General features: G+C 72.0%; 18 protein-coding genes. 14 read left to right on the forward strand and 4 right to left on the reverse strand.

The genetic code is table 11. The features are described 5' to 3' along the window. The 8 genes from PSH25_RS02495 to PSH25_RS02530 all read left to right on the forward strand — a co-directional run. The coding region (locus PSH25_RS02495) for an LCP family protein (protein WP_238657402.1) at positions 1–1,024 on the forward strand (1,024 nt) is incomplete at its 5' end. A gap of 159 nt (positions 1,025–1,183) precedes the next feature. Beyond that, a complete protein-coding gene (locus PSH25_RS02500; protein WP_308193609.1) occupies positions 1,184–2,452 on the forward strand; it encodes an LCP family protein in 1,269 nt (422 codons plus the stop codon). Positions 2,453–2,715: 263 nt separating this feature from the next. After that, positions 2,716–3,591 carry an LCP family protein gene (locus PSH25_RS02505; protein ID WP_441005346.1) on the forward strand — a complete coding sequence of 292 codons (876 nt, stop codon included), beginning with the start codon at positions 2,716–2,718 and terminating at the stop codon, positions 3,589–3,591. 58 nt (positions 3,592–3,649) lie between these two features. Continuing rightward, positions 3,650–3,985 (forward strand): rhodanese-like domain-containing protein, encoded by a 336-nt coding sequence (locus tag PSH25_RS02510; RefSeq protein WP_238657405.1) that lies wholly within the window; start codon positions 3,650–3,652, stop codon positions 3,983–3,985. A 10-nt stretch (positions 3,986–3,995) separates the two neighbouring features. Then, a complete protein-coding gene (locus tag PSH25_RS02515) occupies positions 3,996–4,784 on the forward strand; it encodes a glycerophosphodiester phosphodiesterase (protein WP_238657406.1) in 789 nt (262 codons plus the stop codon). A 55-nt stretch (positions 4,785–4,839) separates the two neighbouring features. Next, positions 4,840–6,294 (forward strand): PAS domain-containing sensor histidine kinase, encoded by a 1,455-nt coding sequence (locus PSH25_RS02520; RefSeq protein ID WP_238657407.1) that lies wholly within the window; start codon positions 4,840–4,842, stop codon positions 6,292–6,294. A gap of 73 nt (positions 6,295–6,367) precedes the next feature. Next, positions 6,368–6,787 (forward strand): ATP-binding protein, encoded by a 420-nt coding sequence (locus PSH25_RS02525; protein WP_238657408.1) that lies wholly within the window; start codon positions 6,368–6,370, stop codon positions 6,785–6,787. A gap of 59 nt (positions 6,788–6,846) precedes the next feature. Next, positions 6,847–7,734 carry a DUF5926 family protein gene (locus tag PSH25_RS02530; protein ID WP_238657409.1) on the forward strand — a complete coding sequence of 296 codons (888 nt, stop codon included), beginning with the start codon at positions 6,847–6,849 and terminating at the stop codon, positions 7,732–7,734. A 170-nt stretch (positions 7,735–7,904) separates the two neighbouring features. Here the strand turns inward: PSH25_RS02530 and PSH25_RS02535 are convergent, their stop codons facing one another. Then, the gene (locus PSH25_RS02535) at positions 7,905–9,122 is read right to left on the reverse strand and encodes an arginine deiminase (protein WP_238657410.1); all 1,218 of its coding nucleotides are present in this window, start codon (positions 9,120–9,122) and stop codon (positions 7,905–7,907) included. Positions 9,123–9,285: 163 nt separating this feature from the next. Here PSH25_RS02535 and PSH25_RS02540 point away from each other — a divergent pair, with 163 nt between their 5' ends. The 5 genes from PSH25_RS02540 (at position 9,286) to pheA (ending at position 12,786) form a co-directional block, all read left to right on the forward strand. Further along, entirely contained in the window at positions 9,286–10,023 is a 738-nt protein-coding gene (locus PSH25_RS02540) for a hypothetical protein (protein ID WP_238657411.1), read from the forward strand. Between the two features lie 170 nt (positions 10,024–10,193). Then, positions 10,194–10,652 (forward strand): hypothetical protein, encoded by a 459-nt coding sequence (locus PSH25_RS02545; RefSeq protein ID WP_238657412.1) that lies wholly within the window; start codon positions 10,194–10,196, stop codon positions 10,650–10,652. A gap of 75 nt (positions 10,653–10,727) precedes the next feature. After that, entirely contained in the window at positions 10,728–11,117 is a 390-nt protein-coding gene (locus PSH25_RS02550) for an ACT domain-containing protein (protein WP_238657413.1), read from the forward strand. An 84-nt stretch (positions 11,118–11,201) separates the two neighbouring features. Beyond that, on the forward strand, positions 11,202–11,819 hold the full coding sequence (locus tag PSH25_RS02555; protein ID WP_372492699.1) for a hypothetical protein: 618 nt from the start codon (positions 11,202–11,204) through the stop codon (positions 11,817–11,819). Between the two features lie 10 nt (positions 11,820–11,829). Then, on the forward strand, positions 11,830–12,786 hold the full coding sequence (gene pheA / locus PSH25_RS02560) for a prephenate dehydratase (RefSeq protein WP_238657414.1): 957 nt from the start codon (positions 11,830–11,832) through the stop codon (positions 12,784–12,786). 51 nt (positions 12,787–12,837) lie between these two features. Here pheA and PSH25_RS02565 read toward each other — a convergent pair whose 3' ends face one another. The 3 genes from PSH25_RS02565 to PSH25_RS02575 all read right to left on the reverse strand — a co-directional run bounded on the left by PSH25_RS02565 (position 12,838) and on the right by PSH25_RS02575 (position 14,670). Further along, on the reverse strand, positions 12,838–13,560 hold the full coding sequence (locus tag PSH25_RS02565; protein WP_196920294.1) for an AIM24 family protein: 723 nt from the start codon (positions 13,558–13,560) through the stop codon (positions 12,838–12,840). Positions 13,561–13,741: 181 nt separating this feature from the next. Continuing rightward, entirely contained in the window at positions 13,742–14,089 is a 348-nt protein-coding gene (locus tag PSH25_RS02570) for a metallopeptidase family protein (protein WP_030487733.1), read from the reverse strand. A 149-nt stretch (positions 14,090–14,238) separates the two neighbouring features. After that, on the reverse strand, positions 14,239–14,670 hold the full coding sequence (locus PSH25_RS02575) for an OsmC family protein (RefSeq protein ID WP_091396762.1): 432 nt from the start codon (positions 14,668–14,670) through the stop codon (positions 14,239–14,241). 130 nt (positions 14,671–14,800) lie between these two features. Between PSH25_RS02575 and PSH25_RS02580 the strand changes: the two genes are divergently transcribed. Next, positions 14,801–15,541, forward strand: coding sequence for a hypothetical protein (locus tag PSH25_RS02580; protein WP_238657415.1), 741 nt, complete (start codon positions 14,801–14,803; stop codon positions 15,539–15,541). The last annotated feature ends 318 nt before the right edge of the window (positions 15,542–15,859 follow it).

A 15,859-nucleotide genomic window follows, 5' to 3' on the forward strand; every position in this document is an offset into this window, starting at 1 on the left:
TGGCCCGGGGCGGCGTGGCCCGCGACCGCGCTGGGGTCGGATCGCCCTCGTGGCCGGGGTCGCGGCGCTGGTGCTGGCGCTGCTGGGCAGCGTCGGCGCCTGGCTGTACGCCCGCAACCTCAACAGCGACCTGGCCCGCACCGACCCGTTCGCGGAGATCACCGGTGGCCGGCCCGCGAAGACCGTCGACGGCGCGCTGAACATCCTGCTGGTCGGCAGCGACTCGCGGGACCCGGACGCGCCGGTCGACAGCAAGAGTCAGTGGCGCGCCGACACGATCATCGTGATGCACATCCCGGCCGACCACCAGGAGGCCTACCTGGTCTCCATCCCCCGGGACCTGTACGTGCCGATCCCGGAGAGCGCCGGGGCGGACTGCGGCTCCGGCTCGCGCGCGAAGATCAACGCAGCGTTCGCGTTCGGTGGGTTGCCGCTGGCGGTACGCACCGTGGAGTGCTTCACCGACGTGCGGATCGACCACGTGATGGCGATCGACTTCGGCGGTTTCAAGGAGGTCACCGACGCCCTCGGCGGGGTGGACCTGAAGGTGGAGCGCACCATCACCTCGATCCACAAGCCGTACCGGACGTTCACCAAGGGCACCAACCACATGGACGGCGCGGAGGCGCTGGACTGGATCCGGCAGCGCAAGCAGTTCCCGGACGGGGACTTCGCCCGGATGCGGCACCAGCAGGAGTTCCTTCGGGCACTGATGGACAAGGCGGCCAGCACCGGCACGCTGGCGAACCCGAAGAAGTTGAACGACTTCCTCAAGTCGGTGACGGCGGCCGTAACCGTCGACCAGTCTTTCTCGGTTACAGACATGGCGCTGCAGTTCCGTAACCTGCGCGGCCAGAACCTCACCTTTGTGACCAGCCCGAACTCGGGCAGCGACACGATCAACGGCGAGTCGGTGGTGGTGTCGGACCGGGAGAAGGCGCTCGCGATGTACCAGGCCATGTCGGCGGACACGATGGCCGACTGGGTCAAGGCCAACCCGCCGAAGAGCAACGACGGTGGCTGACCGCGGCCCGACGGGCACCAGCCGTTCGGGTCATCGAGCGGCGACGATCGACTGAGTCTGCGAAATTCGACGTCCGGATTGACCCGGGATGAACTCGCCAAGTCGATTTGATGTACGTACAGTGGTGCCGCCCCCTCCTGATCACGAGCTGGAGCACGCATGCCGGTTCAGGCCAGTCGTCGCCCTTCCTCTCCCGGGTCCACCGCCCCCAGCGGTCGAGTCGCCGCGGCCATACCCGTGCAGGCACGCCCCTCGGGCGGCGGGCCGGGCTCGCGCCCGCCGGGCAGCGGCGGTGGTGGCGGTGGCGACCGCCCGGGTGGCGGTGGGTCGAAGAAGCGGACCAAGCGCAAGGACCCACTCTGGGCCAGGCTGACCGTGGTGTTCGGTGCCGTGCTGATGCTGAGCAGCGGGGTGGCCATCGTCGGCAGCAAGGCCCTGATCGGGCAGGCGACCGGCGGCATCGCGAAGGGCAACCTGCTGGGTGAGGCCGGCAAGTCCGACGCCGAGGGCGGGGCGAGCCTGGACGGCCCGATCGACATGCTGCTGCTCGGCGTGGACGCGCGGGAGCGCTGGGCCGCCGACGACGTCCGCTCGGACAGCATCATCATCCTGCACATCCCGGCCACGCACGACCAGGCGTACCTGATCTCGATCCCCCGGGACACCGAGGCGCAGATCCCGGCGTTCAAGAAGAGCGGCTACGGCGGCGGCTCCGGCAAGATCAATGCCGCGTTCCAGGCCGGTGCCGCCAACGGCGGCGGCTGGGAGGGTGGCGCCCAGCTGATGGCCCAGACGATCAAGCGACTCACCGGGATCAGCTTCGACGGCGCGGCGATCATCAACTTCGGTGGCTTCAAGAACGTCATCGACACCCTGGGCACGGTGCGGATCTGTGTCAGCCAGGAGGTCAAGTCGCTGCACATGTCGTACGTCGACGGCAAGCCGATGTGGAACGCGGACGCCAAGAAGACCGGCAAGCAGCGGACCCCGGTGGTGCACAAGAAGGGCTGCCAGGAGATGGAGGGTTGGGCCGCGCTCGACTACTCCCGCCAGCGCAAGACCCTCAAGAACGGCGACTACGACCGGCAGGCCAACCAGCAGCAGCTGATCAAGGCGATGGCGAAGAAGGCCACCGAGGGCGGGATGTTGTCCAACCCGGCCAAGATGAACAACCTGATCAAGGCGGCGGGCAAGGCGTTCGTGCTGGACACCGGCGGCGTGCCGATCGAGGACTTCATCTTCACCATGCGCGGGGTCACCGGCAACGAGCTGACCATGCTCAAGACCAACAACGGCACCTTCCACGCCAACACCAACAACACCGAGGGCTTGAGCGAAGAGACGATGGCGATGTTCCGGGCGGTCAAGCAGGACAAGCTCGCCGAGTTCGTCTTCACCCACCCCGAGGTGATCTCCACCCGCAAGTAGCGGCCGGTAGTCGCGGAAAGCCAGCGACGGCCACTTCACCGCCCGTAGCCTGACGTGAGCAGGTTTCACGTATCGGCTGCGGGGAGGCGGTCACGTCCAGGTGGGGACGGAACGCAGCGGGCCGGGCCGGAGCGACCCCGCCCGCCCGGTCACCTCGCGCCCGGGGGTCGCGGATCCTGCTCGGCGTCGGCCTGGTCCTCGTCCTGCTGGCCGGGCTCGCCGCGGCCGGGCTCAAGATGCTCACCCACCGGTACGACCGCACGGTGACCAAGGAGCAACTGCTCGACCCCGACGCCCGCACCGACCGCACCGACCTGGACGGGCCGCTCAACTACCTCCTGGTCGGCTCCGACCGGCGCCCGGGCGACAGCGGCCCGGACCAACGCTCGGACACCATCCTCATCGTGCACGTCCCCGCCGGGCAGCGGGAGGCGTACCTGGTCTCCATCCCGCGTGACCTGCTGGTCGCCATCCCGCCCGCGAACGGCTTCGGCGGCGGCCAGGACAAGATCAATGCGGCGTACGAACACGGCGGCGGCGGGCAGGCCGGCGCCCAACTGCTCTCCGCCACCCTGAACCGGCTCACCGGAATCCGGTTCGACGGCGCCGCGCTGATCGACTTCTCCGGCTTCCGGAAGGTCATCGACCTGCTCGGCGGGGTGGAGATGTGCGTGGACACCGAGGTCCGCTCGATCCACACCAACCGTGTCTTTCCCACCGGCTGCCAGCAGATGGACGGGGCGCAGGCGCTGGACTACGTCCGGCAGCGCTACGACCTGCCCGGCGGGGACTACGACCGGCAACACCACCAGCAGCAGTTGCTCCGGGCGATGCTGGACAGCGCCGGCAAGGCGGACCTGCGGAACAACCCCGTCAAACTCGACCAGGTGCTCCGGGCGGTCGGCGGCTCGTTGACCGTCGACACCAACGGCGTACCCCTGGAGGACCTGCTCCTCGCGCTGCGCGCGCTGCCGCCCGACGGGATGCGTGGCGTCCAGGTGCCCTCCTCGCCGCAGACCATCGACGAGGTCTCGTACGTGGTGCTGGACAACGGGGGCAACGGGCTCTTTGAGGCGATTCGCGGCACGCGGGTGTCGGCTTGGGCGCAGGCCAACCCGCGCTGGGTGACCCGGTTGTGACGGTACCGACGGCCCGGTCGGTGTCGAACCGGGCCACGAGGATCTAGTGTTGCTTCCTGTGTTCGGACCCCAGGTTCCCACCGTGCCCGTGACCGAGATCGCCGACGAGACCTACCTGCTGGATGTGCGGGAGGACGACGAGTGGGCGGCCGGCCACGCGCCCGCCGCCCACCACCTGCCGATGATGGAGCTGCCGGCCCGACTGGCCGAGGTGCCCGCCGACCGGGAGGTCGCGGTCGTCTGCCGTTCCGGCGGGCGTTCCGCCCAGGTCGTCGCCTACCTGATCAACAACGGGTGGGAGCAGGTGCGCAACGCCGACGGCGGGATGCGCCAGTGGGCTGCCGTCGGCCGACCGGTGGTCGACGCGAACGGGCAGCCCGGCCAGGTCATCTGAGGCCGGCGGAATGGGCGGGCCACTGGTCTTCGCGCACCGCGGCGCCTCGTTCGACCTACCCGAGCACACCCTCGCCGCGTATCTGCGCGCCCTCGACGAGGGCGCCGACGGCCTGGAGTGCGACGTCCGGCTGACCCGGGACGGTCACCTGGTCTGCGTGCACGACCGACGACTCGACCGCACCAGCAACGGTCGCGGTCTGGTCAGCGCGCGTACGCTCGCCGAGCTGGACGCCCTGGACTTCGGCTCGTGGCACCCGGGCGGCGCGCCGAACGGCGACCTGCCGCCGGACGAGTCGCACACCCGGCTGCTGACCCTGGCCCGGCTCCTGGACGCGGTGCTCGCCGCCGGCCGGCCGGTCAGGCTGCTGGTCGAGACGAAACACCCGTCCCGCTACGGCTCGAACGTGGAACGGCGACTGGTCACCCTGCTGCGCCGGTACGGGCTGGCCGACCCCGCGCCGGACGACCCGGTGCAGGTCACCGTCATGTCGTTCTCCCCGCTGGCGGTCCGTCGGGTGCGCGAGCTGGCCCCGACGCTGCCCACCGTGCTGTTGCTGGAGGTGTTGCCGCGCTGGCTGCGGTTGGGTCGGCTGCCGTTCGGCACCCGGATCGCCGGGCCGGGCATCGGCCTGGTCCGGGCCCGCCCGCAGCTGCTGCCCGCGCTGCGCGCGGCCGGCAACCAGGTGTACGTCTGGACGGTCAACCAGCCGACCGACCTGGAGCTGGTGCTGGCCGCCGGGGTGGACGGGATCATCACCGACCGGCCGGCGTACGCCCTCGCCCGGCTGGACCGCTGACCCCATCGACCGGGCGGGGGTGCCCAAAACCGGGTCGGCGGGGCAGACTCGGCACATGCCGGAGCGTATCGATTTCCCCGCTCTCCTCGCCGGCCACACCGTCGTGATCGAGATGATCAACTCTGGGGACGCGGGCCTGCCGGTCCTCGCCCAGCTGCTCCGGGTGGCCCAGCCGGCGCTCGGCGCGACCGGGATGGCGTTCGTCGAGTTCGGTCCGACCGGTGGTCGCGTCATCGCCGCGACCGGCGCGGCGGAGTGGGCCCTCGGTCGACCGTTGGCTGTCGACGACCCGGACACCGTCTGCCTGCTCTCCGGGCCACGGGTACGCCAGGTGCGGGTGGGTGACCTCAACGGCAAGCTGGCCGGCGAACTGGCCGGCAGCGGCCTGCGCCGGATGGTGGTCTCCCGGGCCGAGATCGGCGGTCACACCGTCGGCAGCCTGCACGCCCTCTATCCGGGCGACGACGAGCCGGACGCCGAGCAGCAGGGGGTGGTCGCCTACCTCGCGTCCTGCGTCGCGCACATGTACGGCGACCAGAGTGGCCTGCCGGTGCACGGCGACGGCCCGGTGGTGGCGGCCCTCGCCGACGGGCTGGCCGTCGTCGACCGGGACGGGCACGTCCGGCTCTGGAACCCGGCCGCCGCCCAGGTCACCGGCCGGACGGTCGACCAGGCGCTGAGCCGCCCACTGCCGTTTCCGCTGCCGCCCTCCGGGCAGGTTCGCGACCACCGGATGCCGGACGGCCGCTGGCTGCGGATCACCTCCGGCGACCTGCCCGGTCCGGGCACGTTGCGGGTGGTCACCTTCCGGGACATCACCGACCAGCAGCGCCGCGACCACGACCGGGAGCTGTTCGTCGCGGTGACCAGCCACGAGCTGCGCACCCCGGTCACCGTCATCAAGGGGTACGCGGACACCCTCACCGACCACTGGGAGTCGCTGACCGAGGTCGACCGACGGCAGGCGTCCCGGGTGATCGGGCAGCGCGCCAACGAGTTGGCCCGACTGGTCGACCGTCTCCTCAGCTCGGCGGCCGAGGCGGGGCCGGGCGACGACCCTCCCACCCCGTTCGACCTCGGCGAGGCGCTGCGCTCCGCCGTCGTGGACCTGCCGGCGGAGCTGCGCCGCCGGCTGGTGCTCCGCCTCCCGGGCGACCTGCCCAAGGCGCTCGGTCACCGGCCCAGCCTGGCCACCGTGCTGACCGAGTTGACGACCAACGCCGGTAAGTACTCGGCACCGGACTCTCCCATCGAGATCACCGCCTCGGGCGACGGTCGACTTGTCGCGTTCCGGGTCAGCGACCAGGGCATCGGCATCCGACCCGAGCACGTGGAACGGGCGTTCGACCGGTTCTGGCAGGGCGAGTCCGGCGACCGTCGCGGCTACCCGGGTGCCGGGCTGGGCCTCTATCTCGTCCGCCGGATCGTTGAACAGCAGAATGGATGGGTATCCCTACGACCGAGGACCGGCGGCGGTACGGTCGCAGAGGTGCGGCTACCACGCGGTTGACCAAGGGTGGCGCGACGTGGAGGCGACGGTGGCAGCGGCAGCGGCAGCGGCAGCGAGGGATCGAGCCTGGTGCGTGGTGGTTCCCCACCACCCGGGCGGGGCACGGCTGGCCCGACACCGGCTCGCCGCGGAGCTGACGGACGTCGTACCCCCGACGCTCCTCGCGGATCTGATCGCGGTGCTCGCGGAGCTGGTGGGAAACGCGGTGCGGCACGCCAGGCCGCTGCCCGGCGGCGTGATCCGGGTTGCCTGGCGGCTGGGGCCCTCGACCGAGGGCGCACTGATCCAGCTGCGGGTCACCGACGGCGGCAGCGCGAGCACCGGGCCACGGCTCCGAACCGCCAACCCGGACGCCGCGGACGGGCGCGGGCTGCACATCGTGGCCGGCCTGGCCACCCGCTGGGGCGTCGAGCAGGACGGCATGGGCCAGCGCGTCTGGGCCGAGTTCGACCCGGTGCCGACCCCCCGACCCGACCTGGTGCCGGCGGGCTGAGGACGGCTCGGGCGGGTCCCGGCCACGGCGTGCCGCTCGGGGCTCTAGGCTGTGACGCCGTGAGTAAGCGTCGAAAGAGCCAGCGCACCGCCGCCGACACCACCCCCCGTCGCGACAAGGTGCGGGACGTCTTCGTGCCGCGTCCGTTCGACGGGCTGGTCGACGAGTCCGAGTGGATCGCGCTGCGCGAGTTGGTGCCCGCCGCCTCCGCCCCGCTGCGGCTGGCGCCCGCCCTGGTCGAGGAGTTCGGCGACCGGGCGGCGACGCTCGCCACGGTGCTGCCGATGGCCGCCCCGGCGATCACCAAGCCGGACGGCCGGGTGCTGATCGGTCTCCAGCGCCACCAGCAGTCCGGCGACGTGTCGCGGGATCTGGCCGACGCGTTGCTCAGCGCGCTGCGTGCCGAGCCGGGTGGCCAGGTGACCGTGCCGCCACTGCCCGGCCCTGGCCCCCGGCTGCAGGACATCCTCGTGGACGGTCCGCTGGACATCACCATGCACGACGGTTTCGACTTCTGGCTCGACCCGGGGGCGGCCGACGATCCGACCGTCCAGGCGTCGCTGGAGCGGGCGAACGCGGCCATCTACCCGACGGTGCGGCTGACCGCGGCGAAGGCCGCGTACTGGTGTCAGGTCCCGGAGAAGGCCCACGTGCGCTGGGTGCTGCCGGACGACGAGGACGCCGCCCTGGACGCGCTGGCCCGACTCGGCGCGGCCGGCACCCTGACGCTCGGCGAGCAGACCAAGTTCGCTGGCATGTTCCGGGCACACGGTCGGCTCGTGCCGGTCTGGGACCTGCCGGAGGAGACCCCGGCGGCCGAGTGGGAGGAGCCGGTGGCGCAGTTCGCCAAGCGGTACGCGGAGGCGCTCACCGTCACCGAACCACTCGACGCCGCCGGCCGCCGGGCCCGTCAGGGGCTGCTCGGCCGCCAACTCACCCTGCGCTGAGCCGGGCCGCCGTCCCGCCCACCCGGGCGCTGTCGTCCCGCTCCAGCCTGGCGGCGGGCGCGGTCGTTCCGCACCCCAGGTGACGGCGGACGCGGTCGTTCCGCGCCCCAGGTGACGGCGGGCGCGGTCGTTTCGCGCGCCGGGTGACGGGCGGGCCGGGCGTCGCGCGTTCAGCCGGCGACGGGCAGCGGGTCGCGGGTGATCGGGCAGGACATGCAGCGGGGCCCGCCCCGGCCGGAGCCCAACTCCGAGCCGGCGATCGGGATCACCTCGATGCCAGCGCGCTCCAGTTGGGCGTTGGTCTCGGTGTTCCGCTCGTAGCCGACGCAGAGCCGGGGGGCCAGGGCGAGGGTGTTGTTGCCGTCGTCCCACTGCTCGCGTTCGGCGGTGACCGGGTCCAGCCCGGTGTCGATGACCCGGAGCAGGTCGAGGTCCATCGCGTCGGCGGCGGCCCGCAGGAACGGTGCCGGCCCGTCCACCCGTGGGTCCTCGCCGTCCGCGCCGGCGATCACGGTGTACGCGGAGAGCGTGTTCGCGATGTTGGGGTACATCAGGACGGCGTCCACGTCGACCATCGTGCAGACGGTGTCCAGGTGCATGGTGGCGCGCTTCTGGGCGATCGGCACCACCAGGATGGTGTGGGCAAGGCCGGCGGCGAAGACCTGCCGGCCGAGGCGCTCGGCGCCGGCCGGGGTCGTCCGCTCGCCCACCCCGACCGCCAGCACCCCGGGTGCGAGCAGCAGCACGTCCCCGCCCTCCAGGTGCTCCAGGTGCGGGCGGTAGACGAACTCGGTGCCGGCGAACCGGGGGTGGTGGCGGTAGATGGCGTCGGTCAGGGTGGTCTCGCGGCGGCGGGCCGGCATGGCCAGGCTGGTGACGCCGACCCGATCGCCGATCCACAGCGACGAGTCGCGGGTGAACAACAGGTTGGGCAGCGGGTCGATGACGAAGTCGTGTCGGTCCATCAGCGTGTAGACCAGGCCACCCGGCCGCTCCGAGCTGATCCGCAGCTCCTCGTGGGCCAGCCCGGCGGTGAGCACGTCGGCCAGGGCGGCCGGATCCAGGTAGGAGAGGTGGTCGGCGACGCGGGCGCGCAGGGTGTCGCCGAGCCGTCGGGAGCGCAGCACCTGCTCGGTGAGTTCGGCCCGGGCGTCCGCGACGGCGAGCGTCTCGGCCAGCAGCGTGGCCAGGTAGAGCACCTCGACGCCGCGCTCGCGCAAGGCGGCGGCGAACGCGTCGTGCTCCTCCTGGGCGCGGCCCACCCAGGGGATCGCGTCGAAGAGGAGCGAGTCGTTGTTGCGGGGGGTGAGCCGGGCCAGTTCGGGGCCGGGCCGGTGCAGCAGTACGGTGCCGAGCCGCCCGACTTCACTGTCGACGTAGTGGGTCACTCCCGCAGCGTAGGGCAGGGTTTAGCGGCATCCGAGAAAAGAACTGTGGATGAATATGGCATTCATCCACAGTCACTCCGGCGCTCCGGCTTGCCGAACACCGGTAGTGGCAACGTAGGGTAGTGATGACATAACTTCGAGGGACCTTTTGCCGGAGGTCGCGATGACTGTCTTTCCCGCACGACGAGCCGTACCGTCCGCCCGGGCACTGCCGCCCGTGGCGGTGCCACACCCCCGCGTCGAGGCGCCGGGGGTTCTCGAACCGGTCCGTCCGACACCGCTCGAATGGGCCCGCCGCCGTCGGGCCGAGCGAGGTGCACGCCGCCTGGAGGCGGCCGGGGCCCGGGCATTGGGCCAACTCGACCATCTCGGGCCCGCGTGGCACGTGATCGAGTGGCCGCGCACCGACGTGACAGACGTCCTCGACCGCGGTCAGGACGACCGAGCAGGGTTCCTCGCCATCGGGCCGAGCGGGCTGTTCGCCGTGACCATCGCCGACCACGGCCGGGCCAGGGTGCTCGTCGCCGGAGACGTGGTGCAGATCAACGGCAAGCGGCCCCCGTACGTGGCCGAGTCCCGGCGGGACGCCAAGCGGGCCAGTAAGGCGCTCTCCGACGCGGTGGGGCTGCCTGTTCCGGTGACTCCGGTGCTGACCTTCGTCGGCTCCGGCGTGATCAGCGTCTACGGCCTTCCGAAGGACTGTCTGATGGCCACCCACCGGGAACTGGACCGGCTGCTCGTGGCCGGTGGCAGCCGGATCAGCCCCGCCACCGCCGAGAAGCTTTCCCGGGTCGCACAGCACCCGGGCACCTGGCTGAACGGCACATACCGTCCAACGGCCGACTACCGGTGGTACGACGAGGGCCGAACGGCCGCTGACAAGCCGGCCCACCGCCGGTAACGTCACCGGCGACGCCACGCGGCTCCGGTCCCCCCCGTTCACCTCACCGGTCTCCGCGCCGTCACCGGTCGCCTCGGTTCACGCTGCGCGGCCCGGTGACCCGGTGCGCTCGGTGATTCCGTCGGCGACCCGCTAGCGTGGACAGTCGATCGGTGCACATAGGAGGCGCGGTGGCCCACGTCGAACTTTCGCTCTCGGAAGCGTTCGTGCCGGCGGCGCGGGCCTCGACAGAGCCGGAGTCCGACAACGTCGGCCAATGGTCGTCGACAGTCTCCCGGGCCGACGAGCCGTGTCTGCTGATCGACGCCGACACCCGGGTGGTGGCGATCTCCGCGGCCGGTTGCGAGCTGCTCTGTCTCGGTGAGCCGGACGGGCTGATCGGGCGACCGCTGCTCGACGGCGGGCTACGCCTGCTCGACTTCACCGCCAACCGGGGCGAGCTGACCGAAGCCGAGATCGACAAGATCCCGCCGCTGTTGGCGCTCTCCTCCGGCCGACTCGCGCGCGGGCTACTCCGGGTGCAGGCCGCCTCGGCGAACAGCTCCGACGCGACCGTCGACGCGATCTCCACCCCGGTGCTCACCGACGGCACCGTCGCCGGCTCACTCACCTTCTTCTCCGAGGTCTGACCTGGGGCGGAGTGTGTCCTTCGCCGCACGCGGCGTTGCCGGGGTGGGCCCGCACGAAGGCCGTAGGGTGCCCTCATGCTCGATATCGCACTGCTGCCGGGGGAATACGCTGTGTGCCGGTTGGCCGCCGGCACCACCCTGCCGTACGCGCTGTCGAGCGGGCTGCGCGGCGCGGACGTGGTGACGGTGAGCTGGACCTCCGACGGGATCTCCGTGATCTGCCCGACCGACCGGGCGCCGGCGCAGGCCGTGGTGGAGACGACCTGGCGCTGTCTACGGGTCACCGCACCGGTGACGCTGGCCGGCACCGGCAGCCTGGCCGCCCTCGTCGACCCGCTCGCCGAGGCACGGGTCAGCGCCGTCACGTTCTCCACGTTCGACACCGACTACCTGCTGGTGCCGACCGTCCGGCTGGCCGAGGGCACGGCCGCGCTCCAGCGCGCCGGGCACCGCGTCACCGGCTGACCTTCACCCGATCGGCGGCTCACCCTACGATGGGCTCGGCCACCCCGGCCGCGACGAATTCTCCGATGTCCCGAGGATCGGCCCGTGCCGTTCACCCCGCCCCTCCCCGCGTCCCCCTCACCGCGGGCGACGATCCACATCCCACCGGCGAGTCCTGGCCGGGCAGCCGGTAGCGGTCCTGTCCGGACCACCGCCCGGTTCCTGCCGACGGCGCTCGCCGTCGTGGCGCTGGCCGGCTGTGGCGCCCCACCCGGGCTCGGGGAGCCGACCGCCGTGCCCACCCACACCGCGACCCCGACGACGCCCGGCCCGAGCACCGCACCCCCGACCCCGCCGGCCACCGCACCCTCCCTCGGTGCGGTGACGCCCACCCCGGACGCCGGGTTGGTCGCGACGGCCTGCCGCAACGGGCCGACCGGGCAGCGGGTGCTGCAACTGTTGCGCGGTCGGGCCGGAGTGCTGCCGGCGAACGTCCGGGTCCAGGTCCGCACCGGGCCGCTCTGTGCCGGCGACTGGCAGTTCACCGTGCTGACGGTGACCGGGCACGAGGAACTCCAGGTGGTCACCCGGGGCAAGCCCAGCGCCCCGGTGCTGGTCACCGCCGGCACGGACGTCTGCACCATCGAGGTACGCGCCACCAGCCCGGCCGGGATCCGCGCCCTCGCCTGCGACGCCGGCCCGGCCAACGGACCGGGTGCGTAGGCTGATCGGCATGCCGGGAACACCGCCGACGCGTTTCGTCTTCCTCGGGCCGGAGGGCACCTTCGCCGAGCAGGCACTGCGCTCCGTGCCCGCCGCCGAGCGGGGCACCCGTACGCCCGCCCGCAGCGTCGGAGAGGCGCTGGACAGCGTCCGCGCCGGCGACGCCGACGCCGCGCTGGTGCCACTGGAAAACTCGATCGGCGGCGCGGTGGGCGTCACGCTGGACGAGATGGCCGAGGGCGAGCCGTTGGTGATCACCCGGGAGGTGATCCTGGCGGTGGAGTTCGTGCTCGCCGCGCGGCCCGGCACCTCGCTGACCTCGATCCGCACGGTGGCGGCCCATCCACAGGCGTCCACCCAGTGTCGAGGCTGGCTGCGCGACCACCTGCCCGACGCCGTGGTGGTCGACGTGCTCTCCAACGGCGCGGCCGCCGCCGGTGCCGGCACGGGCGAGTACGACGCGGCGATCTGCGCACCGATCGGAGCCTCCCGGCACCGACTCACGACACTCGCCGACAAGATCGCCGACCACCCCGACGCGGTGACCCGGTTCGCGCTGGTGTCCCGCCCCGGGCCGCCACCGCCGCCGACCGGCGACGACCTCACCTCGCTCGCGGTCTACATCGCCCACGACCGGGTTGGCGCGTTGCTGTCCGTGCTGATGGAGTTGGCCGTCCGGGGGGTCAACCTGACCCGGATCGAGTCCCGTCCCACCGGCGAGGCGCTGGGCCACTACGTCTTCTTCCTGGACTGCACCGGCCACGTGGCCGACGTACGCCTGGGCGAGGCGTTGCAGGGGCTCCGCCGGGTCTGTGCCGACGTCCGCTTCCTGGGTTCCTATCCCCGGCACCGCTGGGCCGAGGCGGCGGGCCAACGCCCGGTGCCCGCGCCGGCGGGTCTCTCCGACGTCGACTACGCCGACGCGGCGGCCTGGCTGGCCCGCCTGCGTACCGGCGAGTTGACCTGACCGGACGGGCGCCCCCAAACATCAGGAGCGCCCAGCCCACCCCACTCCGGGTCAGCTCAGCAGACCGCCGAGCAGACCGCCCTCCTGCTGCTGCTGGCCGCTGCCCAGAACCGGCGGCTCCTCGGACGGCTGCACCACCACGAAGCCCTGACCGGCGAAGCTCATGGTGAACGACTCACCGGTTCGACGGCCGAGCAGTGTGCCGAGGCCGAGCTGCTCGGCCCGGTGGTAGCCGGTCTGGAGGTTCGCCGACCAGCAGACCGCGGCCTGCGGGTCGACGTACGTCGGGGCGTCCACGTTGAGCACGACCGGGGTGCCCTTGGTGGTGATGGCGATCCGCCCGTAGCCGCTGAACACACAGTTGAAAAGGCCGGACGACGACGCCATACCGGCGCCGCCGACCATCCTGATGTCGTACTGGAGGGTGGAGTCGAAGGCGAGCACGCTGCTGCCGTTGATGGAGAGGGCGTCGCCCGGCTCCAGGTCGATGATGTGCACGTCCTTGGCCAGTTCGGCGAGGAAGACGTCCCCCTGGCCGGAGACCTTCATCAGCGGGACGCCCTCGCCGGTGAGCTTCTGCTTGAGGAACTTGCCGAGCCCGCCCGAGCCCAGCGCCTGGAACTGCACATTCCCCTGGTAGGCCACCATCGACCCGACCCGGGCCATCGCCTCACCGTTGAGCTCGATCTTCAACATCTTGGAGTTCTGCAACCGCATGCCGGGCTGCGCGGACTCCTTCTCCAGATTCTCCGCGGAGAACAGCTCGCTGCGCATGAAAGGGCCTCCTGAATAGGGTCGCGTTCGCTGCACCGACGGTAGGCGACCTCGGCAAGCACCGACCATCGGCCGGGCGGCGCGGCGCAGCCAAGTCGTGCGGCGCGGGCGAGTCGTGCGGCGAGGGCGGTCGTGCGGCGAGGGCGGTCGTGCGGCGAGGGCGGTCGTGCGGCGGCGGGGTTCAGCCCCAGCCGAGCGCGTGCAACCGCGCGTCGTCGATGCCGAAGTGGTGGGCGATCTCGTGCACCACTGTCACCGCCACCTCGTCGATGACGTCCTCGTCGTTGTCGCAGATCCGCAGGATCGGATGGCGGTAGATGAAGATCCGGTCGGGTAGCACGCCGGAGTAGTCCCAGCCGCGCTCGGTGAGCGCATGCCCCTCGTAGAGGCCGAGCAGGTCGACCTCTCCCGGTGGCGGGTCGTCCTCGACCAGGATCACCACGTTGTTCATCAGGCCGAGCAGTTCTTCGGGCACCTCGTCGAGGGCTTCGCCGACCAACTCCTCGAAGCGCTCACGGCTCATCTCCACCGGCACCTCGCCCATTGTGCCCGACGCGGAGGCACGCGGCCCGGCCCCGCGGGACGACCGTGGCCGTCATCCGCACATGCACGGAAGAAGCGACCACCCGGGACCGGGCGGAGGCTCCTTCCGTGGACGTACGGTGTGGGCCGGCTTGCTCAGGCAGCCAGGCGGGCGTTGAGGGTGATCTCGGCACCCGGCGAGAGCAGGCGGGAGATCGGGCAGTTGGCCTTGGCAGCCTCGGCGAGCTTCTGGAACTCCGCGTCGTCGATCCCCGGGACCTGGCCGACCGTCTCCAGGTCGATCCGGGTCACGGTCATGCCGGCGTCGGTCTTGTCCAGGTGCACCTTGGCGGTGGTCTCGACCGAGGTGGCGGTGGAGCCCGCGTCGGCGAGAGCCTTGGAGAACGCCATCGAGAAGCAGCCGGCGTGCGCGGCGGCGATCAGCTCCTCGGGGTTGGTGCCCTCACCCTCCTCGAAGCGCGACTTGAAGGAGTAGTTGCCGGACAGGCCGCCCTTACCGGTGCGGATGGTGCCCGCGCCCTCGGTGAGATTGCCCTGCCACTGTGCTGAAGCGGTACGGATAGGCATGGGGCAAACGCTAGCGGAAAGGCGACCGCCGAGCGACAGAGCGGCGCGCTCGCCAGCCCTGCGATCCCTGTCACCACCAGCTTGCTGTGCCATGATGCGACCCAGGTCCGTGCCGGCGGAAGGGTGGCCGATGTCCGAGGAGCTTCCGATCCCGCGGCAGGGCGACCGGTCCGAGGCCCCGGCCGTGATCGAGTGGGGTGCCGTCGACCCGGCTCCGCGACGCCGGTTCGGTTGGTCCCTGGCCGACTTCACGCGGGATCCTCGGCTGCCCCTGCTGCTCGCCGGTCTGGGCGCGGTGGCCGCGATCGCCTCGCTGGTCGGTGAGTGGTTGGTGATGAGCCTGCCGAACGGCGGGCCCGAGGGAAACGCGACGATCGAGGTGCCCGCCGGGGTGTCCGAGGTCGGTGGCTTCGGGGTCGGCTATCTGGTCGGGCTTCTCGCCCTGGTCTGCACCGTGGCGCTGGCGTTGCGCGGCACGGCGGCCGTGCGTCCGAACGCCCGGCTGGCCGGTCTCACCCTGACCGGCGCCCTGCTGGCGCTGCTGGTGGCCGCCACGGCCAGCTTCGACAACCCCGGTCAGCGAAACTTCTTCTACTCGCCGCAGGACGGCTTCGAGGTCGAGTACGGCCGGGGCCTGGTGATGGCGTTCGCCGCCTGTGTGCTGTTCGCGGCCGCCCTGCGGCTGGCGCCCGCCGCACCCCCCGGCGCGTTCGCCGCGCCGTCAGACGATGACCGGCCCGCCGACGCGCAAGCACCGCGCCCGTGGCGCCGCCGCCGAGAGCAAGACCCGGTCGACGACGGCCTACCCGCCCCAGCCGACCTGACAGTCGCCCCCGCCGCCCCCTTCGCCCGCCCCGACCCCCAGCCCTAACCCCTCACCCCCGGCCCCCACCCCATCCCGCACCATCCCGCCGCGCCGCGTCTCGTGCCCCCTGCCGCGCCTCGCGCTGCAAGATCGCGCCACATCCTGGATGTAGTGGCATCGCGGCGTTACGTGGCCGCTCCCTCCCGGATCGCGCGTGACCTTGTAGAGCAGGTGCGGGCGCGCGGCGGAGAGGTGGCGAGGCGGGGCGGCCCGGGGGCGTGTCCCGGGGGGCTGGGGGGGGGGACGCCGGGTGGGGTGACGAAGACCCGGACGTGTGAGGGCTGGGGGGGGGGTGGCGGTCTGTGTGTCGGTGTCTGCGTGGGG

Origin of the sequence: Micromonospora foliorum (assembly GCF_022229015.1) — a bacterium.
GTDB lineage: Bacteria > Actinomycetota > Actinomycetes > Mycobacteriales > Micromonosporaceae > Micromonospora > Micromonospora foliorum.